The following is a 23,261-nucleotide window of genomic DNA, read 5'->3' on the forward strand; positions in this document are numbered from 1 at the left end:
ACGATAAACTAGATGAATCACTGATACATGCTGCGTATGCAGTCGTACATCAAAGGGGATTCGGGCGTTGAACGGAAAAGAACAACGAGAGAAGAAAGAAAAGCTGGTCAAGGGACCGTTTGCGCTGTACGAGCAAATGCGCCTCAAAATCATGGAGCTGATCGAGGAGCGCGGGCTGCGGCCGCATGATCCCGTGCCTTCCGAGGGCGAGCTAGCCGATATGTTCGGCGTCAGCCGCCGGACGAGCAAGGAAGCGCTGCTGGCGTTGGCCAAGGAGGGCGTCGTCTACCGGATGCCGCGGCGCGGAACGTTTCTGGCCGAGTACGGAGACGGCCACGCGGCGCCAGATGGACTTCCGGGCCGGGTCATTGCCATGGTCGTGCCGGCCATCGACGACTTCGTCGGCCAGATCATGACCGCCGCGCTTCCTGCGGCTCAGGCGCTGGGCTATGAGCTTTTGTTCCGCGTCGCAGGGGAAGATCACGATAGAGAGGAAGAACTGCTTCGCGAGCTATCGGAGGACCGCGGCATCCGCGGCATCATTCTGTTCCCCGGCGACAGGCGGGCCTGCGGCAACCAAGTGCTGCGCCTGCATTTGGCGAATTATCCGATCGTCATCATCGACCGGGCGTTCCGCGAGCTCAACATTCCGAACGTCTGCCACGACCATTACGGCGGGGCTTACGAGTTGACGAAACACTTGATCGGCGCGGGCCACACGCAGATCGGTTTCGTATCCGAGGAAATGGCCGGCGTCATGAGCCGGGAGGAGCGTTATCAGGGCTATATCCAAGCGCATGTCGACGCGGATCTTCCTGTTAACCGAAGTTTAATCTATGCCGATTACGGTAACAAGGAAGCCGATCTTGAAGCGTTCATGCAAGCGGCCTCCGCGATGACGGCTGTCTTTTGCTCCAATGACTACGTGGCGCTGGAGGTCATGAAAGCCGCGCACCGGCTCGGTATCGAGGTGCCGGGACGGTTGTCCGTTGCGGGTTTTACCGATAGCCGCATGAACGGCCTGCTGCCGGTGCCGCTTACGAGCGTTCGCAAGCCAGCGGGCGAGCTGGGGCGGGCGTGCATCGATCTGTTGATCAAAGTGATGGACGCGCCAGACGGCACGCATGTACCGTCCGTGAAGCTTCCGACGAAGTTGATTTTGCGGGAGAGCGTGGTAGCTCTTTTATAAGAATACAGAGATACGTAAGCGCTAGGACTCGGTTGATCGAAGCCGAGTCCTTTCTGATTTCGGCGGAACTAGGCGTGCCTTGTGATTGCATCCCTCAGATACGTGCTAAAAGACGGACTGATCGTCTCCGCTGCTGCCCCGCTTCCTGCCGACCAGCATCGGACGGGCGGATCATCGCCCTTATCCAATTCAAAGTAATAGATGACGTACCCTTGATGCATCGCGAAGATGAATGCCGATTTCGGCAAAACAACAGGGTCGCCGTTCTCGCGCAGCAGCTCCCTTGCCTCTGGCTGAAGCTCCTGCAGCAGAGAGTAACTCGCATCCGTCCCCCGAAAAAGCTTTCCCGACTCATGGCCGACCGCCGATAAAAACATGCGGTAAGCTTGGGGAAGCGGGCTGCCTATCGTCCGTTCCAGCACGGCGATCTCATCCGTAGAGCATCCCTTGAACGGAGCACCATAATTCTGCAAATTATGGTCATACAACAGGGTGATGATGCTGTCTCGATCCACTGAACCGCGCTCCTTTTCAATGCCGATGCATCTGCTCCTATTCCCTTCAATAGGACCTGACCGTTATCCTGCCGAAGGTTCGGCGGGTTAATTGGCATGTGAAAAAAATGCATTGTAAGTATCAGTGATACACAATAGTATTAGTTTGTGTACTAGAAGATCAGTTGGTTTGTCCACTGGAGAGGATGGCGGGAATGGCTGTAGATCTTAAGCTAGGCGTCAATCTGGGATTTGCCGTCAATAAGTATGTGGAGCCGGAGGTTTGGACTCGTATCGTGGCGGAGGAGATGGGGCTGACCTGCGTGCAGTTCGTCGCTGATCTGTTGAATGCGTTTTTGCCTGAGAGCATTATCCAGCGGCAGCTGGAGCAGATTCAGGAAAATACCGCGAAATACGGTCTGCAAATCACGAGCACGTTCACGAGCTCGTTTACGCGCGTGAATCATTTCATGCATCCGGACGAGGCAACGAGGCGTACATGGCTCGATTGGTTCAAACGGTTCGTTGACATCAGCGTGGCGATGGGCGCTACGTCGACGGGCAGCCACTTCGGTATTCTAACGTTTGCCGATTATGATAATCCGGAGCGCCGCGAACTTATCATCGGCGAAGCGCTGAAGAATTGGCAGGAGCTGAGTTGGTACGCCAAGGAGAAGGGCATGGAATATCTGATGTTCGAGCCGATGTCCATTCCGCGCGAAATGGCCAACACGGTCGAGGACACCAAGGAGCTGCTGGAGCGGCTGAACGATGGAGCCGGAATCCCGTTCAAGCTGGTGCTGGACGTCGGGCATGCCCCGCATCCGAACGACCGGGACCCGTACCGCTGGGTTCGCGAGCTGGGCAGCGTGTCGCCGATCATTCATATTCAGCAGACGGAGTTGAACCACAGCCGGCACTGGCCGTTCACGGAGGAGTACAACGCGCTCGGCATCATCCACGGCGAGCCGCTGCTCGCGGCGCTGGAGGAGTCAGGCGCGAAGGAAGCGGAGTTAATCTTCGAGCTCTCGCACCGCGAAGCCTGGTCGACGGAATTCCGCATTATTCAAGACCACAAGGCTTCCGTCGATTATTGGCGGCAGTTCGTCAAAGCGTAGGCAGGTGAGCAGACCATGAAAGCAAATGTTCTCTACGGACTAGGAGATTTGCGGCTGGCGGATATAGAGAAACCCGCTCCCGGCCCGGGGGAAGTGCTGCTACGCATCGGCGCTTGCGGCGTATGCGGCTCGGATATCCCGCGCGTATTCACTAAAGGGACGTATCGGTTTCCGACAGTGCCCGGCCATGAATTCGCAGGCAGAATCGTCGGGCTAGGCCCTAATACCGACCCGGCGCTGCTGAATCGCAAAGCCGCGGTATTCCCGTTATTGCCTTGTCGAAAATGCCCGTATTGCGAAATCGGCGAGTTCGCGCTCTGCGACAATTATGATTATATGGGCTCGCGGCGCGACGGAGCGTTCGCGGAATATATCGTCGCGCCGGTATGGAATTTAGTCCTCGCGCCGGATTCGCTCAGCTTCGAGGAGCTGGCCATGACGGAGCCCGCGGCGGTGGCCGTTCACGCGCTGCGCCAAGCAGGGCTGGATGTCGGCGACCGCGTCTTCATCAGCGGCGCAGGCCCGATCGGCCTGATGCTCGCATATTGGGCCAAGGCTTGGGGGGCATCCCGCATCCTGCTGGCGGACGTCGATCAGACGAAGCTAGCATTTGCCAACGAGCTCGGCTTCGCGGATACATTCAACCCGCTGAATGGAAGCGTTTCCGACTGGGTAAAGCGCTTGACTAGCGGCCTCGGAGCGGACGTCGCCATCGAAGGAGCGGGAATAGCGGCGTCCTGGGAGAATTGTCTGCGAGCGGTCCGCAAGCTGGGCCGCGTCGTGCTCATGGGCAATCCCGCAGGAGGCATGGCGCTCTCGCAAGACGGGTACTGGGAAATGCTGCGCAAGCAGCTGACAGTTTGGGGGACGTGGAATTCCTCCTACGGATCGTCACCGCGCAACGAGTGGCAGCTCGTCGTCGACAGCATGGCGTCCGGCAAGCTGGACCTGAAGCCGCTGATCAGCCACCGCTGCTCGCTGGACGATACCTTCGAAGCGCTGCAGATGATGCGCGAGCGGACGCAGTTCTTTAATAAGGTGATGATTCTGCCTGCAGGAGAAGAGGTTTAGAGGATGGGTGGTTTAGAGGTTTAGCGGTTTAGAGGTTTGGTGGCTTGGAGCTCGGAGGCTCAGTGATTCGGAGATTTGAAGTATTAGTAGGCTTGAGTTTAGAGGTTTCTAGGTTTGGAGGCTTAAGGGCTTGGGTCAGAGGTTCGGTTCGGCGGCTCTGAGGTTTGGAGGTTCGGAGGTTCGGAAGTTTGGGCGGTTCAAGGTTCGTTCTCTTTATCGAAGTCGACTAGGTCAGAGCCAAGCATCGCCAAGTCTGCAAAGTTAGGCCCATAGGTCCGCGAAGCCAGACCGAACAACGGGCCGCTTGGGTAAGCAGCAAAGGGCAAGAAGCAAGAGACTAGTAGCAATCGCAAGAAGCAAGAAGCAAGAAGCTGTAGCAAGGTGCAAGCAGCAGGAAGCGTGCAAGTAGCAGGAAGCAAGAAGTAAGAAGCAGTAGGCAAGAGGGAAGGTCAAGCAGCACGGCAGCGGCAAGACCTGCTTTGACTTTGTCCGTTTGTCTATGCCGGCAGCAGGCCGGCACAAACGAAATCATATCCAAAGATGGAGTTCCCCATTGTTTATAACGGTTTAAGCATACGGCAAGGAAGTGCCCGGAGGGGATGTGGAGTCTGAAAAGCGTAGCGTTCGCCTTTGTAGTCGGAATTCTACCTCTAAATGTCTTAGGGAATCGAGGAATTCCGAAACTACAACAGCGATGGAAGACCCACACTCCCCGCAGGGCACTTCCCCACCAAGCCGGATGATTAAAAAGGAGGGCTAGGCTATTATGAAAGCCGCCGTACTGCACAACCTCGACCACATGGTCGTCCAAGAAGTCGAGCTGCCCGCAATGGACGCGGACAGCATCCTCATGAAAGTCGAAGCCGTCGGCATCTGCGGCTCCGACATCCGGATCTACCACCACGGCAACAGCCGCGTGCAATTGCCGCAAATTCTCGGCCACGAGGCATCGGGCCGAATCGCGGCCGTCGGTGCCAACGTCACCAAATTCAACGTCGGCGACCGCATCTCGCTCGGCGCGGACGTCCCGTGCGGCGAATGCGTCTTCTGCGAAGCCGGCATCGGCAACAATTGCCAGATCAACTACGCGATGGGCTACCAGTTCGCGGGCAGCTTCGCGGACTACGTGCTGCTGAACAAGATGGTCGTCAACTTCGGGCCGATCCACCGCATCCCGGACCATGTCTCCCATGAAGAAGCGGCGCTCGCGGAACCGCTCGCCTGCGTCATCAACGCGCTGGAGCTGTCGAACGTCCGGCTAGGCGATGCCGTCGTCGTCATCGGCGCGGGGCCGATCGGCTGCATGCTGGTCGAGGTCGCCAAAATGATGGGCGCGACCAAGGTCATCCTCGTGCAGCGCTCGCGTCCGCGCCTCGAGCTGGCGAAGCAGTTCGGCGCGCATGCGTACATCTGCTCGAACGAGGAGAACGCGATCGAGCGCGTGCTCGAAGAGACCGGCGGCCTCGGCGCGGACGTCGTCATCACGTCGAACCCGTCGCCGGAAGCGCAGGTCGACGCCATCCACATGGCGAAGAACCGCGCGCGCGTCAACTTCTTCGGCGGCCTGCCGAAGGGCAAGTCGCTCGTCACGCTGGACACGAACATCATCCACTATAAGGAGCTGTTCGTTCATGGCGCGCACGGCTCGCTGCCGGCGCATCACCAGAAGGCGATCGACCTGATCGGATCCGGCGCGATCGACATGAAGAAATACATCTCGCACACGTTCCCGCTGGAGCGGATCCAAGAAGCGATCGAGACGGCGGAGAGCCACGTCGGCATGCGGGTCATCGTCAAACCTTAGGCGCGAGGAGGCGCAGAGCATGGCAGGCAAAATATCCCCATCAATGATGTGCGCGGACTTCCGCCGGCTGGAGCAGACGGTCGAGGCGTTCGAGCGGGCCGGCGTCGAATACCTGCATATCGACATCATGGACGGCCGGTTCGTGCCCAACTTCACGCTGGGGCCGGATTTCGTCCGGACGCTCCGCGAGATGACCGACATTCCCATCGACCTCCACCTCATGGTGGAGCGACCGGAGGACCATTTGCATCTCTTCCCGGTCGGGCCGGGCGATATCGTGTCCGTTCACCAAGAGGCGTCCGTGCATTTGCAGCGGACGCTGCAGCAGATCCGGTCGCTCGGCGCCCGTCCGTGCGTGGCGCTCAATCCGGCGACGCCGATCTACACGATCGACGACATTCTCGACGACCTGGACGTCGTGCTCGTCATGACCGTCAACCCGGGCTTCGCCGGGCAGAAGCTCGTGCCGGCGACGCTGCGGAAGATCGCGAACATGAAGCGCCATCTCGTAGACATGGGGTATGCCGGCGTGGAGATCGAGGTCGACGGCAACATTTCCAACGAGAACGCGGTCAAAATGCTGGCGGCCGGGGCGGATATTTTCGTCGCGGGCACCTCGAGCATTTTCAAGAAGGACGCGGATTTGCTGGAGCTGACGGAACGGTTCCGCGCTTCGATCTCGGCGACGGCGTAGCGGCTTCTACCAAACGAGAAGCATTCCAACATTTCCGAAGCAGGAGAGGGGATTCAGGCATGGCGGACAGCGCATACGCTTGGTTCGAACGGGAGCAGCAGAACCGGGGCATTGATTTGACGCAGGTGAAAGAGAGGCTGAACGCGCTCAAGATCGAGACGCCTTCATGGGGCTATGCCGATCAGGGGACGCGGTTCCGGACATTCAAGCGAGCCGACGCGGCGCGGACCGTTCGCGAGAAGCTGGAGGATGCGGCGATGGTGCACCGCCTCACGGGCGCCTGCCCGGATGTCGCCATCCACATTCCGTGGGACTACACGGACGATTTCGGCAAGCTCGCCGCGGACGCGAGGTCGCTCGGCATCGGTATCGGAGCGGTCAATCCGAACCTGTTCCAGGACGATGAATACATGCTCGGGAGCGTCACGAACGCCGATCCGGCGGTTCGCGCCCGCGCGGTGGAGCATCTGCTGGCCTGCGTCGACGTCGCCCGCGCCACGGGGTCGAAGGTGCTGAGCCTCTGGTTCGCGGACGGCACGAACTACCCCGGCCAAGGCGATTTCCGCCAGCGGAAGGCATGGATGGAAGAATCGCTGCGCCAAGCGTACGCGGTGCTGGATGCGGATATGCGGATGCTGATCGAGTACAAGTTCTTCGAGCCGGGCTTCTACCATACGGATCTCGCCGACTGGGGCATGGCATACAACCTCGCGCAGAAGCTGGGGCCGAAGGCCGAAGTGCTGGTGGACACCGGACATCATCCGCAGGGCACGAACATCGAGCATATCGTCGCGTATTTGCTGGATGAGGGGCGGCTCGGCGGGTTTCATTTCAATGCGCGCAAGTATGCGGACGACGATCTGATCGTCGGATCCGCCAACCCGTATGAGCTCTTCCTGATCTTCACCCAGATCGCGCTCGCGGAACGTGACGCCAACCAGGTCGTCCGGCGAACGGCCGAACGCATCGCCTACATGATCGATCAAAGTCACAACATCGAAGCGAAGATCCCGGCGATGATCCGCTCCGTCATGAACGTGCAGACGCAATACGCCAAGGCGCTGCTCGTCGATTGGGACGCGGTCGCGCAAGCGCAGCGGGCAGGCGACGTGCTGGAAGCGGAAGCCGCCGTGCGCGAAGCGTTCGAGCAGAACGTGACGCCGCTGCTGCAAGCCGTTCGCGAGGAAGCGGGCCTGCCCGTAGATCCGATGGCTGCGTATAAGCTAAGCGGCTACGCCGAACGCATATGGAATGCGCGGTCCGCTGCAGTCAGCCCCCTATAGCACCGGCTTCGAATGCCGTTAACCGGACCGAGGAGCCGACTCGTGCTTTATATTTCACAAAACGCATCCATTTACGGGTGCGTTTCGTTATTTTAATGCTATAATGAAAGGTAAGATGACGGGTGGCAAAGGAGAATCGCGGTGAACGAGGCACAGTTAGTAATGCTGTCAAGACAAGGCGATCAGACGGCTTTCAACCAGCTGGTCGAGCTCTATAAGGATAAGCTCTTCCATATGGCGCATCGCATCCTCCGCAGCAAGACGGAATGCGAGGATGTCGTACAAGAAACCTTCCTGAAGGTGTACTTGAATTTGAACCGCTTCGACGAGAACAAACGGTTCTCCACGTGGATTTTCCACATCGGCAAGAACGTTTGCCTGGATTTGCTGCGCCGCCGCAAAGCGCCTCCGCTGCCTCTGGATCAGCCTGTCACAGCTCAGTCCGATCAGCAACTGTCCCTCCATGATGTCATCCCGCACGCATCGCTTTCGCCGGAAGGCGAAGTCATCGAACGCGAGCTCGCCTCGACGATGGCCGATCTGATCGCGAAGCTTCCCGAGAAATACAAGACCGTCGTCTACCAGCGTTTCGTGCTCGAGATGTCGATGGAAGACATCGGACGGGCGAACAACATTCCGGTCAACACGGTCAAATCCCGGATTCACCGCGGCAAGGATTTCATGAAGAAAAGATGGGGCAAGACGCTTTTGCTCTACTCCCTGCTGCTATTCAGTTTCTTCTGATTCCGAGCTTTCGGACTTCTAATTCTATTCATCCAAGCGTGCAAATCGGCCACCGGTTTGACACGCTTTTTTTGCTGTTCTCCATCCTGCCGGGAATGAGAGGTTGAAACCGGGATACACTAGCGTGATATAATCGACTTTATTCGGAACCTAGCAGCGTATCGCCGTGCCGCGCAGAGAAGGAGAGAAGAGAGTGAAATCCGCCATCAAGACCGGACTGCAATGGTTGAAATTCAGCGACATGCGGATGGAGCGCAAGCTGCTGCTCGTTTTTTTGCTTCTGATAACGCTTCCACTGACGTTTATCGGCGCCGTCTCCTATCGCAATTACGCGCATTCGATCGAACGGAACACGATCGCGTATTCGACGACGACGCTCGGCAACATGATGGACAGCCTGGACGATTATATCGATGACATGAGCCGCATCTCGTCGGTCCCGGCCTATCAGGACGAGATCAAGTCCAACCTCATCGCGTCGAACAAATACCATCAGCAGCATGTGCAGAACGAGAACTTCGACCTGCTGCTCACGATTCAGCGGGGAATCGAAGGCAATATCGCATTCATCAATAATATCAAGCGAGGCGCGACCTCGGTTTATATTTTCGATCAGTACGGCAACGGGTATTTCTCGGCCAAATCCGGCGGCATCCGCATGAACGTGAAGGAGAGCTACCAGGCTTGGATGGAGAAAGCAGGGCATTCCAGCGGCGAAGCGCTGCTGATCAGCACGCAGAAGTACACGAGCAATCTTAAGAGCACCCGGTACGCGTTCACGGTCGTGCGCAAAATCATCGACAGCTCGCTGCATGACATCGGCCTGATCGCGGTCGATGCCAACATCAGCGTCATCGAGGACCAAATCGCCAAGCTGGACAAGGTAACGCACGGCAAATCGTTCATTTACGATTCGCAGGGCAATGTCATCTACGACAGCGACAAGAAGCTGCTCGCGACGAACATCGGCGATCGCGCGATGGTGCGGCAGGCCAGCGGCGCAGAAGGAAGCTTCTACATGACCGAAGACGGCGTGAAGAAGCTGAACATCTATACGACATCGGCCAATACGCAGTGGAAGGTCATGACGTCCATTCCGGTGAAGGAGCTGACGCGGAATACGGCCGTCATCCGGAACGTGACCTGGATTTTGACGTTTCTGACGATCGGGATCGCGCTCTTGATCTCCATCTTCTTCTCGTTCGCCTTGACGAAGCCGCTGCGCAAAATGATGCGTCTCATGAAGCGGGTGCAGGAGGGCGACTTCAGCGTGCAGTTCCAAGTGAAGCGGCGGGACGAGATCGGCCAGCTCGGCAACCAGTTCAACCGGATGATCGTGCGGATCGACGATCTCATTCAGGACATCTACGGCATGGAGACCAAGAAGAAGGAAGCGGAGCTGCATGCGCTGCAAAGCCAAATCAATCCGCATTTCATGTACAACACGCTGGAATCGATCCGCATGGCCGCCGAGCTGAACGACGATACGGACGCCGCCGACATGCTGGCGATCCTGGGCAAGCTGCTGCGCTACAGCATCAGCGATCTGAACGAGAAAGTGACGCTCGGCAGCGAGATCAATCATATCCGCTACTACGTCGAGCTGCTCAACTACCGGTATCCGGAACGATTCGAGCTTACGGTGGACGTGCCGGACGCGCTCCTCCATTACGAGCTGCTGAAGCTTGTCTTGCAGCCGATCGTCGAGAATGCCATCTATCACGGGATGGACGACAACAAGCCGAGAATGGCGATTACCGCATCGGCATGGGAGACGGAGCGCGGCGTCTGCGTACGGATTACGGACGATGGCATCGGCATGGACGAGGAGACGCTGGAGCGGCTGCGGCATTCGATGAATGGCGTGCAATCCGCGGAAGCCGCCAACTACGAACCGTTCAAACGATCGGGGCTCGGCCTTCGCAACGTGAACGAACGCATCAGGCTCCACTACGGAGCGAATTTCGGCTTAACGGTAACGAGCGAGCCCGGCATCGGAACGCAGGTCACGCTCGATCTGCCTGACATAGGAGGACAGCAAGATGAATGACGCGGTACGAAACGCAAGCTTGCCGGGAAGAGCGGGAGTCGCAGCCGCGCTTCTCCTGTGCGCCTTTTTGCTGACCAGCTGCAATTCGGGTGCGAGCGGCGGGAATAAGGGGCAAGTCTCCGACGAGCCTGCGCAGCCGGCCAATCCAACCACGCTGACCGTGCTGACGAACCGGGTGGATTGGATCGAGAACGGCGTCCTGCAGCGGTACGCGGATCGGTTCGAGGCGAAGCATCCCGGGACGAAGGTCGAATTCGACGGACTGACCAATTACGCCAGCGACATCATGGTACGGCTGTCGACGCGCAGCATGGGCGATGCGCTGCTGCTGCCGAACAACTTGACGAACGAGGATTTGGTCAACTACTTCGAGCCGCTTCAGGACGAGATGTTCGCGCATATCCGGTTTGCCGATTTCAAGGCATACCGCGGCGTAAGGTATGGGATCGCGACGGGGGCCTCGACGGAAGGGATCGTGTATAACAAGGCGGCTTTCCTCAAAGCCGGCATTACGGCGCTTCCGACCACGCTGGACGAATTTTACGAAGCGTGCCGCAAGCTGAAGGCGGCAGGCATGACGCCGATTTATCTCAATTACGGCGCGCAGTGGCCAATGTCGTCCTGGGGAGAGAACCTGGTAGGCTTCATGACGGGCAATCCCGCCTACCTCAACGAAATGACGAAGTCCGATCAGCCTTGGCAGATCGACAATCCGTGGGGACATGCCATAACGATCGTGAGGACGCTGATCCAGAAGGGCTACGGAGAGAAAGACATGTTCGCGAACAACTGGGAGCTGTCGAAGAGCGAGGTCGCAAGCGGCCAAGCGGGCATGTACTTCATCGGCAACTGGGTCATTAATCAGGTGATCGAGGCCGGCGCCAAGCCGGAGGATATCGGCTTCTTCCCGTTTCCGTACGATAACGAGAAGGGCAAACGTTATGCGCAGCTCAGTCCGGATTGGTTCCTGGGCGTCAGCAAATTCAGCGAGCATAAGGAGCTGGCCGAGGAATGGGTCGACTACTTCGTGAACGAATCCGGCTATGTGAACGATTCCGGCTTCCTGCCGGTTGACGAGACGAAGACGTCGTCCATGCCGCAGATCCGGCAGTTCGAATCGTTCCAGCCGACGTATATCGAACGGCAGCCTCCGAGCGACGACTTCCTGAACATCGCGGCGAAAGCGCAGGTCGCGTTCTGGTCGGGCGATTTTATTCAGAAATGGGCGGTCGCCAAGGATCTTAAGATGGAATTCCAGAAGTACAATGAGCTGTGGAAAGAGGCGCGAAAAGACGTGCTGGGCCTTCAAGCCGCTGCTAACGATGCAGCTAAAGCTCCCTCTCAAAACGCATCCCAAAACGCATCTCAAAATGCATCCCAAAATGCAACTTAGTAATAAACATTCACCGGACTCGCCATGCTGGCGGTCCTTTTTTTTGCCTCAAATAGGGTGGGAAAACACGCAAAGGCGGTCATCGGAAGCGGTGACTTGCCGTTAAACAGGTAAATTGAAGACTACAAATCACAATTGAAACCATTTTCCCCCTGCTCCCTAAGGCGTAATATTACGGGTGTAAGCGCAACCAGTAAGCGCGATCATACGAAACAGGGGGATTAGCAAATGAAAAAAACAATTGCCTACTCAATGGTTTCACTGCTTTTGGTCACATCTCTAGCCGCGTGCGGCAGCAATAATGAAAGCGCCAACAACGGTAACGGCGCAGCCGCCAACGCGAATTCCAATACGACGACGAACGGCGGCACGAACGGCAATGCTTCCACGAACGAAGGCAGCGCGAACGCCGGCGGCGACGCCGACATCAGCGGCAAGGTCGTCTTCCTGACGAACCGCACGGACATGGTCGACAAGGAGTACAAGGATTACGAGAAGCGTTTCGAAGAGAAGTATCCGAAGGTAGACCTGCAATTCGAAGCGATCACGGATTATGACAAGAACGAGAAAATCCGCATCGCTTCCGGCAGCTTCCCGGACGTCGTCCTGCTCAGCACGCTCATTCCGAACGCCGAGTTCCCGAAATATTTCGAACCGCTTGACGACATCACGTTCGGCGGCGACATCTACTTCAAGGATTTCAAATCGTTCGAGGGCAAATCGTACGGCATCTCGTCCGGCAACAGCACGGTCGGCATCGTATACAACAAGAAGGCGTTCGAGAAAGCCGGCATCACGGCCATTCCGAAGACGTACGACGAATTCCTGGCTGCCGCCCAGAAGCTGAAAGACGCCGGCATCGTGCCGCTGGCCTCCAACTTCAAGGACAAATGGCCGCTCGGCGCTTGGTACAACGACGTAACGTCGATCATCAGCGGCAAAGCCGACACGGCGAACAACCGCAAAGACACGGATACGCCTTTCACGCTGGATAACCCGTACGGCAAATCGTTCAGCATCCTCAAAGAGCTGTACACCAAAGGCTTCCTGGAGAAAGACGTCAACTCGACGAACTGGGAACAATCCAAGAAGGACGTCGCGCAAGGCAAGTTCGGCATGTACCTGCTCGGCAACTGGGTCATCAATCAAGTCGTAGACGCAGGCGCGAAGACGGAAGACGTAGGCTTCTTCCCGTTCCCGGCCGACAACTCCGGTCAAGCCAAAGCGCCTTTGAACCCGGACTGGTTCTACGGCGTGAACAAGGACGGCAACGTGCCGGCGGCCAAAGCATTCATCAAATGGATGATCGAAGAATCCGGCTACGACGATTTCGCGGGCTTCATTCCGACGCTGAAGAGCAAAGAGCCGAAGCTGGCGCAGCTGACGGAATTCAACGGCTACAAACCGACCTTCGTCGAAGCGCTGCCGACGGACGATACGGCGCTTAGCATCCAAAACAAAGCGCAAATCGACATGGACGGCCTCGTGCAAGAGTTCGTGCTGGCCAAGGATCCGCAAAAAGTGCTCGACAAAGTGAACGGCCAATGGGCGAAAGCGAGAAAAGACATCGTTAAATAATTCAGCCACTCTCGTCTCATGACGGGTGACGAGCGCTCCTGCAGGCAGTACGGCAGGGGCGCTCGCATCAGTCGGACGCCCGAAAGGAATGATGCACCATGCTCAGCAATCTTTCGTTCAAGAAGCAGCGTCTAATCATTATTCTCGGATTCACGATCATTCCGTTGCTCCTGCTGCTTACGTTCTCGTATTACCCGACATTGGAATTGATCCATCTGAGCTTTACGAATTGGGACGGCTTGAGCCCGGATAAAAGCTGGATCGGCTGGGACAACTATAAAGAGGTTTTCTCGAACTCCGAACTGTTCGGCGTCTTCACGCACAACTTCGCTTACTTCGCGGTGGGGATCGTTCAGAACATCGCGGCCATTTACTTTGCCATCGTCTTGAACGGCAAGCTGCGAGGAAAGCTATTCTTCCGGCTGCTGCTCTTTTTACCATACATCCTTAACGGCGTCGCGGTTTCCTATCTGTTCGGTTACGTATTCGATACGACGCAAGGCTCGCTCAACCTGATGCTGCACGCGATCGGCCTAAGCGGCGACACGAGCTGGCTCGGAAGCGAGGGCTTCGTCAACTATACCCTCGCTTCCATCGGCTTCTGGAAGTTCATGGGCTTCAACATGGTCATTTACTTAGCGGCGCTGCAGTCGATTCCGGCAGACCTGTACGAGGCGGCGAGCATCGACGGCGCGACGGGCTGGAAGCAATTCCTGTACATCACGCTGCCGAACATTTACAAGATCATCGAGCTGAACTTCTTCCTGACGGTGACCGGGGCGCTCGAGGTATTCGACCTCCCGTTCGTCTTGACCAATGGCGGACCGGCAGGCTCAAGCGAAACCTACGTCATGAAAATTCTCGAAACAGCGTTCCAGTTCAACAACTACGGTCTTGCGTCGGCGATGAGCGTCGTGCTGCTTCTGTTCGTCGTCGTCGTGCTGTCCATTCAACGGCTTATCTTCAGCAGAAAGGGGGAATAAAACATGGTCGCGCGAAATCCGGTATGGAATACGCTTAAATATTTATCGCTGCTGGTCGCTTCGTTCCTAGTCGTATTCCCGCCTTATATCATTATCGTCAACGCCTTCAAGACGAAGGACGAATTCAATACGAAGTCCACGATGTCCCTGCCCGACTCGTTCTTCCATCTCGCGAACTTCGGGCATGCGTTCGAGCAGGCCAATATGAGTCGCGCCTTCGGCAACACGCTGCTCATCGTGGGGATTACGCTGATCTTCAATATTTTGCTGGGCTCGGCATTCTGTTATGCGGTCGGCCGGTTCCATTTTAAAGGCAAAGGGCTGCTGGTCGGCCTGTTCCTGATGGCGACGGTCATCCCGTCCATCACGACGCAGGTCGTCAACTACAAGACGATCCAGCACCTGCACTTGACGAACACGCTGGGAGGCCCCATCCTCTTATACATCGGGGCGGATATTTTGCAAATCTACATTTACTTGCAATTCATTCGCAATATCCCCTACGATCTCGACGAATGCGCGATGATCGAAGGCGCGTCGCTGTTCCGCATTTACTGGCAGGTGATCTTCCCGCTGCTCGCTCCGGCGACCGCGACGATCATCATCCTGAAGACCATCAGCATCTACAATGATATGTATACGCCGTTCCTGTACATGCCGAAGCCCGAGCTGGTCGTCGTGTCCACGTCCCTGATGCGCTTCTTCGGGGTAAACAGCGGCGATTGGCAGAGCGTCTCTGCAGCCATCATCATGATTATGATTCCAACGTCGGTTATTTATTTGTTCCTTCAGAAATATATTTTCGCCGGCGTCACGAGCGGGGCGGTCAAATAAGGCGGTAAAATGACAAAACGAACAGCATCGAGCGAGGATGCGGCGGGCGGTGAAGCAGCATGAAAATCATGATCGTCGACGACGAGCAGTTTATTCGGCTGGGTCTCGAGAAAATCATTACCAAAATGGATCCGTCGCTTCAGGTGCTCGGCTCGTTCGGCAACGGCCAGGAGGCGCTAGCCTTCCTGACCAAGCATGAGAGCCAGAAGCCGGACGTGCTCATCACGGATATCAAGATGCCGATGATGGACGGGCTGAAGCTGATCGAGATCGTGCAGGAAAAGCATAAGGACATCTCCATCGTCGTCCTGAGCGGCTTCAGCGATTTCGAATACGCGCGGACGGCACTCCGCAACGGCGTGAGGGATTATTTGCTCAAGCCGGTCGACAAGAGCGCGCTCTTCGACCTGCTGAACAAGCTCCGCTGCGAGCGGGGACAGGAAGCTCCGGCGGCGGACGCGGAGCCTTCGGAGGACGGGGAACCCGTTCCGGAGAACGAGCATTATATCATCGATGAAGTCAAAGATATTTTGGATCGCGAGTTCGACAAGAACTTCGAGCTGGAACGGCTCGCCGAGACGGTCGGCATGAATGCCAGCTACCTCAGCCGGCTGTTCAAGAGCAAGACGTCGATGACGATCACGGATTATCTCATTCAGACGCGAATCGATAAAGCGAAGCAGTTTCTGACGGATCACCCGCATTTGAAAAACTACGAGATCTCGCATCTGGTCGGCTACAGCGATCCCGTCTATTTCAACAAGCTCTTCAAGAAAATCGTCGGCGTGACGCCGAAGGATTATAAGGAGAAGCACGGGTAGGGCCGGGGTAGCGGCGGTCGGTGAAGACGAAGAGAGAGGGGGCCGGCGGCTCCCTCTCTCTTCGTTGCAATTCGCAGCCGGTTGATGTGTGAACCGTGTCCGCACAAGTTTGAGGCTCGTCCGCAACCAGTCGATTCGTATCCGCGCAATTTGGTCTTCAACTGTCGGTTGAACCCAAGCACGACTAATTGGGCACTCACCAAGACACTCACCAAGTGGGATCCCAGTCGGACTCGATCAATCGGAGTCCTATCGCATCCTAAAAGAAAAGCATCCTAAATGCATCCTATCTAATTGCATCACAGTCGCGACTATGGGCATCCGCCTACGTTCGCAAGTAGCTTGTCTACAACTAATCGGCATCCTCGCCTTTACGCAAACGTTCTGTGTTAGCCAACATTCGCATAGGTCCGCATTTCAACCCAATCCCAAACCGCATTCCCAGCGCACTACGGGCATCGACCTACGTTCGCAACTAGAAACTTGTCTACAACTAATCGCTATCTGCGCCTTAACTCAACTTTTCCGTAATAGCTCAACATTCGCGCAAGTCCGCATTTCAACCCAATCCCAACCGTATTCCCATCGCACTACGGGCATCCGCCTACGCTCGCAACTAGCAACTTGTCTACAACTAATCGGTATTTGCGCCGCATTCGCACCTCTTGGAAGCACCGACTCCGCCCACTATTCGAGAAGGACAGTCAGTACATCAGCCACAGAAAATAAGTGCAAAAGTGCAGTTAATTCATAGCTTGGCTGCGGTTTTCTATGAAATAGCTGCAAAAATACACTTATTTTAAGCCGGTATCGCTCGATTGATGGATTTCGGTCGAAATAACTGCATATTTGCAGCTATTTATGTTCTCAGGGCGAATTTGAGCCGAATAGCTGCATTTTTGCAGTTATTCCATTAATGTGTGGATGTCGCGTAAGACTTCGACCCGAGAATGCGAAGCAGAAGATGAACTTTACTTCAGCACCGGCGAGGGAAGGCGGATGTTGGGCATGCTATCTCTCAGTCATGCACCCGCGAATCCTCGCGGAACCGGGCCGGCGGCACCTTCATCAGGCCGCTGAACGTGCGGGTAAAATAATGAACGGAGCCGAAGCCGGTCTCCTCCGCGATGTCCTTGATGGAGCGGTCGGTATACCGGAGCAACTCGGCGGCCCGGCGAATGCGCTGCTTGCGGACGTAATCGGTGTACGATTCGTAGACGCCGGAGGCGAACAGCCGCGATAGATGGCGGGGAGAAATGCTAATCTGCGCCGCCACCTTCTCGAGCGACAAGTCATCGTCGCCCAGGTTGTCGGTAATGAACAGCTTCGCCTGCTTAAGCAGGGCGGAGGCGCTGCGCCGCGGGGCCGTCCACGACGGCTGCTGCGTCTTGAGGAACACGGTCGGCAGCGACAGCAGCAAGGAAGCGGCCAGCTGCGTCAGCACCGATTCCGGCAAGGAAGCATGCTCGCCGGAGCGGCGCAGCATCGCGCGCCACAGCTGGGCGGCGGCCAGGTCGTCGCCGTCGTGCACGATGAACGTCTCGGTCTCGGCCAGCGCTTGGAACACGGCACGCACGGATTCCGAGCAGTCGCCCTCCTCCAATTCGAAGGCAACGAAGACGAGCGCCAGCTCCGGGTCGCTTTCGATATAATGGGTAATGCCCGGGCGCGAGCAGAACAGCGTTCCCTTGGACAGCGGGTACAGCTTGCCGTCGTCCAGGTAGGTGCCTTTGCCGCCGAGCACGTAGCAGATTTCGAAGAAGGAATGCTTATGCAGGAAGTTGGACAACAGATGCTCGTTCACGCCCCAGTAGTGGACGGTGAACACCGCATCCTCCGATTTGGGCCGAAGCGCGTATTGGTTCAGCCAGGTGTCGGTTTCGTTCCATAGGTACATCGCTGATTCCTACCTTCGATTATAATAATGTCCTTATAAGACAAAAAGCTGGCATGTATGGCTAAAGATCGAAATCCCCATAATCCCCTATAATAAAGCCATAGAAAGCGATTACGCTAACAGGAGGCTACTACGATGATTAAACCACAAGACGTAGAATTTTACAATGAACAGGGCTATCTGCTCGTCAAAGGCGTATTCAATAAGCAAGAGATCGAAGAGATGCGCAAAGGGGTAGAAAACATCGTCGACCGCGCGGCGAAAGCCAACCGCGACCATAACGCGCAATGGCAAGGCGATTTCCTTCCGCCGGAAGAGCTGAAGAAGCTGGTGCTGAAGGGCTTCCATGACGTGCAGTACCATGACGCTTCCTTCCTTCGCGCATTGATGCACCCGAACATGACGGCCGTGCTCTCGCAGCTCATCGGACCGAACGTACAGCTTCATCACTCCAAAATGCTCGTGAAGCCGCCCGAAAACGGCGCCGCGTTCCCGATGCACCAGGATCAGCCGTATTTCCCGCACGAGAAGCATACGATGTTGGCGGCAAGCGTGCATTTGGACGATGCCGACATCGAGAACGGCTGCCTGCATGTAATGCCGGGCTCCCATAAAGAAGGACCGCTGCAGCACGTGGGCCGTCATTACCTGAACGCGAAGGAATATCCGGTATCCGATGGCGTGCCTTGCATCGCGGAAGCGGGCGACGTGCTCTTCTTCAACTACCTGACGATCCACGGCTCGCCGGCGAACCGCAGCGAGCGCACGCGCCGCAACGTGCTGTTCCAGTACCGCAGCGCAACGGACTTCCCGACGAACAAAGAGCATTTGAACTGGGGCATGGGCCTGATGGTCTGCGGAGAGAATCCGAACTTCGATAAAGTCCACCCGGAATTCACGATCGTTTAATTTTATAACTACGGCTGAAGCCGGCAGAAGCGTCATGACGCTCCTGCCGGCTTTTTTCCATGCCCGCTTCCTCCGTTTCCGTCTGACGCGATGACCGTCTTCATATGGATTTCATTTATGTTTGTTAATGTGAGGGCTATAGACGATACGGAAAGGTGGATATCAATCCTATGGAACGCTCAAGTATAAAATTAATGGCGGCCGCCATGCTCATCTCGGTCATGCTTGCCGGATGCGGCGCGAAGAACGATGCGACAACCGCCGATAGCGGACAAGCCGCGGCGAACAGCGGGCAGTCGGCCCAATCCGATGGAGGGAACGCGACAGGTCCTCAGCAGCCTGACCGGACAGCCGATTATTTTGCCAAAGTGGTGAAGGTCGACGGCGACTCCATCGTCGTGCAGAAATCGACGACGTCTCCGGCGGATATGCCTTCCTTCGGCGGTGGGCGAGGCGGGCAGCGTCCGCAGGGTGGAGAAGGCGGTAATGCCGGCCAAGGCGATGGTCAAGGCGCCGCCGGAAACGGCGGTCAACGCGGCCAGCGAGGCGGCGGAGCAGACGGCCAAGCGCCGGGTGACGCAGGCGGTCAAGGAACGGGCCAAGCGGCTGACGGCACAGAAGGTCAAGCCGGAGGCAAGCAGGGCGGTGGTCGCTTTGGAGGCGGCTTCATGAATCAAATGAAGTTTGCCGACGAGCAGCTTACCGTTCCCGTTAACGCGGATACCCAAATCGTCAAGCTCGGCCGCGGCCAGAACGGCATGACGAACGATGCTTTGAAGGCGTCCGACCTGAAGGCGGGCGATATTCTTATGGTGTGGCTCGGTCCAGACAATGCGACCGCGCAGTACATCCGGCTTCAATTTAATCCGGCGGACATGAACAATGCAGGCAATCCAGGCCAAACAGGCACAGGCAATGCGAGCAACACGGGGAAGGCGGGTAACGGACAATGAAGAAATGGTGGCTGCTTGGACTCGGCGTGCTCATCGTAGCGGCAGGCGTCTATTATTATATGAAGCAAGACAAGAAGGTGACGCCTACAGGTCCTGCGGTGCAAACGACGCGAGTGTCGAAAGGAACGATCGAGGTCAGCGTCAGCGGCACGGGCAGTCTGGCACCGATCAATAAAGCAACGGTCAAAGCGTCATCGCAGGGCACCGTCGAGAAAGTGAACGTGGCGGAAGGGTCCGTCGTGAAGAAAGGCCAGGTGCTGGTCACCATCGAAGGCGAAGATAACAGCGACAAGATCAAATCCGAAGAGTTGAACCTGCAGAGCCAACTGCTCGACTTGCAGGACACGCAGAACAAGATGAAATCCGCTCCCGACGAGAGCAGCATCGACAGCATCAAGCTGAGCTTGAAGAAGCTGCAGCTGCAAATCGATCAGACGCGTTCCGATATCGCGGATCTGCAGGATGCGGAAACCGGCGAAACGATAACCGCGCCGATCGACGGCACGATCACGACGCTGAGCGTAGCGGCAGGCGATTCATTGAATCCGTCCGCAGAGCTCATGGATATCGCCGACTATTCGAAGCTGCAAATGGTCGTCGGCATCGACGAGCTGGACATCTCGAAAGTCAAGAAGGCCCAATCGGCGTCGATCTCCGTCGAGGCGCTTGCAGACAAATCGTATACCGGCAAGGTGATCAAAATCGCGGATGAAGGAACGGCCAGCAACGGCGTCGCATCGTTCGACGTGACGATCGCGCTGGATAAGGCCGACGGCTTGAAGAGCGGCATGTCCGCGGAAGCGAGCATCGAGGTGGAGAAGAAAGAAAACACGCTGATGCTGCCGATTGATGCCGTGCAGTCGCTGGGCAACCGGTATATGGTCTTCGTTCCGGCGGCAGCAGGTGCAGCCGGTACAGGTACGGCAGCCGGCCAAGGTGCGGCGGGCGGCCAGGGATCAGCAGGCGGCCGAGGTGCTGCAGCCGGTGATCAAGGCGCGGCAGGCGGTCAAGGCGCAGCAGGCGGTCAAGGTACGGCAGGCGGCCAAGGAGCTGCCGGTGGCCAAGGAGCGGCAGGCGGCCAAGGAGCAACAGGCGGTCAAGGCGGCGGCCGGGCAGGCGGGTTCACCGGAGGCCAAGGCGGCCAGGGCGGCCAAGGCGGATTTGCCGGTCGGACCGGCGGACGCAGCGGTACCGGCAGCGCGAACAGCCGTTTCGGTACAGGCACGCCGAAGGTCATTACGGTCGGCATTCATAACGAGGATTACATTGAAGTACTGACAGGCCTTGAAGAAGGCGACCAAGTTATTCTTCCTACTGTCGTATCCGCTGCTACTTCGAATCAACAGCAGGCTGGCTTCGCGGCAGGCGGTTTAGGCGGTCTTGGCGGAGGCGCGACCTTCGGCGGCGGAGGCGGCTTCGGCGGTGGAGGCGGAGGCTTCACCCGGACCGAGACGCGCGGAGCTGGCGGCGGCGGCACCGGCGGCGCAGGCGGGGGAGCAAGGTAATGGAAGCTCTACAGGAACCGCTGATCCGTATCGAAACCCTGTCGAAGCTGTACAAAATGGGCGGCGAGACCGTTCACGCCCTGAACGATATCTCGCTTCGCGTCGATCACGGCGATTTCATCGCGATTATCGGACCGTCGGGCTCCGGTAAATCGACGCTCATGAACGTCATCGGCTGCCTCGACGCACCGTCCTCCGGCAAGTATTGGCTGGATGGCGAGGAAGTGAGCCGGCTCCGCGAGAGCCGGCTGGCGGAGATCCGCAACCGGAAGATCGGGTTTATTTTCCAAGGCTTCAACCTGCTCAACAAGCTGTCGGCGCTCGAGAACGTGGAGCTTCCGCTCATCTATCGGGGCGTTCCGGCCAAGCTGCGCAAGGAGCAGGCGATCGAGGCGCTCGCGAAGGTCGGGCTCGAGGAGCGCTTGCGCCATAAGCCGAGCGAGCTGTCCGGCGGCCAGCAACAGCGCGTGGCGATCGCACGGGCGCTTGCGGGCAATCCGCCCATTCTGCTGGCGGATGAACCGACCGGCGCGCTCGATACGCGCACCGGCGCGGAGGTCATGCAGCTGATGAAAGATTTGAACGGGCAGGGGCATACCATCGTGCTGATCACGCATGATATCGCCATTTCCCAGCAGGCCAGAAGGGTCGTCCGCATTCAGGACGGCCAAATCAGCGAAGAAGGCGGTGAGGGACGTGAACGTCAGTCAAGCCTTCAAAATGGCGGCTAAGAGCATACTCGCGAACAAAATGCGTTCCCTCCTCACGATGCTCGGCATCATCATCGGCGTAGCGGCGGTTATCGCGCTGGTCGGCGTCGGGCAGGGCACGACGAAGCAGGTCACGGACCAGGTCGAGAGTCTCGGCACGAACCTGCTGACGGTGAGCATCACGGGACGCGGCTCGAAGACGACGCTCGATTATAAGGAAGCGGAAGACATTACGAACACGGAGGATATCGAGTTCGCCGCACCTTACAACCAACAGAACGCGACCGTCAAGAACGGCAGCGAAAGCACGAGCGTCAGCGTAGTAGGCTCGACGGCCGATTATCTTGACGTCAAGGATTACAGCGTGGCCGAAGGACGGTTCGTCGCGCAGATCGATCTCGATTACTATCAGAAGATCGCCGTGCTGGGCTCCACGACGGCGACGGATCTGTTCGGGACTACCGATGCCGTCGGCAAGACGTTCCTGATTAACGGCGTCCGCTACAAGGTCGTCGGCGTGCTGGCGACGAAGGGCAGCTCGCTGACGGGCTCCAATGACGAGATCGTCATTATTCCGATTACGACCTCCGAGCGGCTGTTCAAGTCCAAAGGCGTGAAGTCGATCAACGTCCAGGTGGCCGACGCCGACAAAATGGATACGGTCATGACGGAGCTCGAGACCGCGCTCAGCAAGAAATTCCGCGGCGATACGAACAGCTACCGCGTCTTCAATCAGCAGGATCTGCTGGATTCCTTCAGCAGCATCTCGGATACGCTGTCGCTTGCGCTTGGCGGCGTCGCAGCGATCTCGCTGCTCGTCGGCGGTATCGGCATCATGAACATCATGCTCGTATCCGTCACGGAGCGGACCAGGGAGATCGGTATCCGCAAAGCGATCGGAGCGAAGAAGAAGGACATTTTGACCCAATTCCTGATCGAAGCCATCGCGCTCAGCGGCTTAGGCGGCGTGCTCGGCGTCGGAATCGGACTCGGGACGGCGCAGCTGCTGCAGAAGTTTGCGGATATGACCGTCGTCGTCTCCATTCCGATCATGGGTCTCGCATTCGGCTTCTCGGTCTTCATCGGCGTCGTGTTCGGCCTCTTCCCGGCAAACAAGGCTTCCAGCCTTCGGCCGATCGAAGCGCTGCGTTTTGAATAACGTGCGTGCTTGTCAGGCATTACTGTAGTCAATCTAGTCAATCGAACAGCCGGATAGGAGGCTTCTCCGTCC

At 57.3% G+C, this 23,261-nt stretch carries 20 protein-coding genes; 18 read left to right on the plus strand and 2 right to left on the minus strand.

The features are described 5' to 3' along the window. The first annotated feature begins 67 nt into the window (after positions 1–67). Positions 68–1,189 carry a GntR family transcriptional regulator gene (locus AC0YNU_RS12730; RefSeq protein WP_475756903.1) on the plus strand — a complete coding sequence of 374 codons (1,122 nt, stop codon included), beginning with the start codon at positions 68–70 and terminating at the stop codon, positions 1,187–1,189. Between the two features lie 68 nt (positions 1,190–1,257). On the opposite strand, the gene AC0YNU_RS12735 is transcribed toward AC0YNU_RS12730, so the two are convergent. Further along, positions 1,258–1,704: an SMI1/KNR4 family protein gene (locus tag AC0YNU_RS12735; protein WP_475756905.1), complete on the minus strand. Its 447-nt coding sequence runs from the start codon at positions 1,702–1,704 to the stop codon at positions 1,258–1,260. Between the two features lie 194 nt (positions 1,705–1,898). Here AC0YNU_RS12735 and AC0YNU_RS12740 point away from each other — a divergent pair, with 194 nt between their 5' ends. From AC0YNU_RS12740 to AC0YNU_RS12795, 12 genes are all read left to right on the plus strand, one after another. Then, positions 1,899–2,801, plus strand: a complete 903-nt coding sequence (locus AC0YNU_RS12740) for a sugar phosphate isomerase/epimerase family protein (RefSeq protein WP_475756907.1) — start codon at positions 1,899–1,901, stop codon at positions 2,799–2,801. Positions 2,802–2,816: 15 nt separating this feature from the next. After that, positions 2,817–3,872, plus strand: a complete 1,056-nt coding sequence (locus tag AC0YNU_RS12745) for a galactitol-1-phosphate 5-dehydrogenase (protein WP_475756909.1) — start codon at positions 2,817–2,819, stop codon at positions 3,870–3,872. Positions 3,873–4,638: 766 nt separating this feature from the next. After that, positions 4,639–5,676 carry an alcohol dehydrogenase catalytic domain-containing protein gene (locus tag AC0YNU_RS12750; protein ID WP_475756912.1) on the plus strand — a complete coding sequence of 346 codons (1,038 nt, stop codon included), beginning with the start codon at positions 4,639–4,641 and terminating at the stop codon, positions 5,674–5,676. Between the two features lie 19 nt (positions 5,677–5,695). Next, positions 5,696–6,370 carry a ribulose-phosphate 3-epimerase gene (rpe, locus tag AC0YNU_RS12755; protein WP_475756915.1) on the plus strand — a complete coding sequence of 225 codons (675 nt, stop codon included), beginning with the start codon at positions 5,696–5,698 and terminating at the stop codon, positions 6,368–6,370. A 59-nt stretch (positions 6,371–6,429) separates the two neighbouring features. After that, complete coding sequence (gene rhaI / locus AC0YNU_RS12760) at positions 6,430–7,653, plus strand: L-rhamnose isomerase (protein ID WP_475756917.1); 1,224 nt, start codon at positions 6,430–6,432, stop codon at positions 7,651–7,653. A gap of 162 nt (positions 7,654–7,815) precedes the next feature. Beyond that, complete coding sequence (locus AC0YNU_RS12765; protein WP_475756919.1) at positions 7,816–8,397, plus strand: sigma-70 family RNA polymerase sigma factor; 582 nt, start codon at positions 7,816–7,818, stop codon at positions 8,395–8,397. A 193-nt stretch (positions 8,398–8,590) separates the two neighbouring features. Further along, the gene (locus AC0YNU_RS12770) at positions 8,591–10,447 is read left to right on the plus strand and encodes a cache domain-containing sensor histidine kinase (protein ID WP_475756921.1); all 1,857 of its coding nucleotides are present in this window, start codon (positions 8,591–8,593) and stop codon (positions 10,445–10,447) included. Next, a complete protein-coding gene (locus tag AC0YNU_RS12775; RefSeq protein ID WP_475756923.1) occupies positions 10,440–11,840 on the plus strand; it encodes an ABC transporter substrate-binding protein in 1,401 nt (466 codons plus the stop codon). Before AC0YNU_RS12770 ends, AC0YNU_RS12775 begins: the two co-directional genes overlap by 8 nt. Positions 11,841–12,068: 228 nt before the next feature. Continuing rightward, positions 12,069–13,418: an ABC transporter substrate-binding protein gene (locus tag AC0YNU_RS12780; protein WP_475756925.1), complete on the plus strand. Its 1,350-nt coding sequence runs from the start codon at positions 12,069–12,071 to the stop codon at positions 13,416–13,418. 98 nt (positions 13,419–13,516) lie between these two features. Beyond that, positions 13,517–14,401, plus strand: coding sequence for a carbohydrate ABC transporter permease (locus tag AC0YNU_RS12785; protein WP_475756927.1), 885 nt, complete (start codon positions 13,517–13,519; stop codon positions 14,399–14,401). A gap of 3 nt (positions 14,402–14,404) precedes the next feature. Further along, the gene (locus tag AC0YNU_RS12790; protein WP_475756930.1) at positions 14,405–15,235 is read left to right on the plus strand and encodes a carbohydrate ABC transporter permease; all 831 of its coding nucleotides are present in this window, start codon (positions 14,405–14,407) and stop codon (positions 15,233–15,235) included. A gap of 59 nt (positions 15,236–15,294) precedes the next feature. Beyond that, positions 15,295–16,056 (plus strand): response regulator transcription factor, encoded by a 762-nt coding sequence (locus tag AC0YNU_RS12795; protein WP_475756932.1) that lies wholly within the window; start codon positions 15,295–15,297, stop codon positions 16,054–16,056. A 1,018-nt stretch (positions 16,057–17,074) separates the two neighbouring features. On the opposite strand, the gene AC0YNU_RS12800 is transcribed toward AC0YNU_RS12795, so the two are convergent. After that, the gene (locus tag AC0YNU_RS12800) at positions 17,075–17,953 is read right to left on the minus strand and encodes a helix-turn-helix domain-containing protein (RefSeq protein ID WP_475756934.1); all 879 of its coding nucleotides are present in this window, start codon (positions 17,951–17,953) and stop codon (positions 17,075–17,077) included. Between the two features lie 135 nt (positions 17,954–18,088). On the opposite strand from AC0YNU_RS12800, the gene AC0YNU_RS12805 reads away from it, so the two are divergent. The 5 genes from AC0YNU_RS12805 (at position 18,089) to AC0YNU_RS12825 (ending at position 23,189) form a co-directional block, all read left to right on the plus strand. Then, on the plus strand, positions 18,089–18,862 hold the full coding sequence (locus AC0YNU_RS12805) for a phytanoyl-CoA dioxygenase family protein (protein ID WP_475756936.1): 774 nt from the start codon (positions 18,089–18,091) through the stop codon (positions 18,860–18,862). Between the two features lie 170 nt (positions 18,863–19,032). Then, complete coding sequence (locus AC0YNU_RS12810; RefSeq protein WP_475756938.1) at positions 19,033–19,815, plus strand: hypothetical protein; 783 nt, start codon at positions 19,033–19,035, stop codon at positions 19,813–19,815. Then, positions 19,812–21,320 (plus strand): efflux RND transporter periplasmic adaptor subunit, encoded by a 1,509-nt coding sequence (locus AC0YNU_RS12815; RefSeq protein ID WP_475756940.1) that lies wholly within the window; start codon positions 19,812–19,814, stop codon positions 21,318–21,320. Before AC0YNU_RS12810 ends, AC0YNU_RS12815 begins: the two co-directional genes overlap by 4 nt. After that, positions 21,320–22,051, plus strand: a complete 732-nt coding sequence (locus tag AC0YNU_RS12820; RefSeq protein WP_475756942.1) for an ABC transporter ATP-binding protein — start codon at positions 21,320–21,322, stop codon at positions 22,049–22,051. The genes AC0YNU_RS12815 and AC0YNU_RS12820 overlap by 1 nt, the downstream gene beginning before the upstream one ends. Then, positions 22,017–23,189, plus strand: a complete 1,173-nt coding sequence (locus AC0YNU_RS12825; RefSeq protein WP_475756944.1) for an ABC transporter permease — start codon at positions 22,017–22,019, stop codon at positions 23,187–23,189. Before AC0YNU_RS12820 ends, AC0YNU_RS12825 begins: the two co-directional genes overlap by 35 nt. Positions 23,190–23,261: the final 72 nt, after the last annotated feature.

Source organism: Paenibacillus sp. J31P316 (assembly GCF_056269105.1).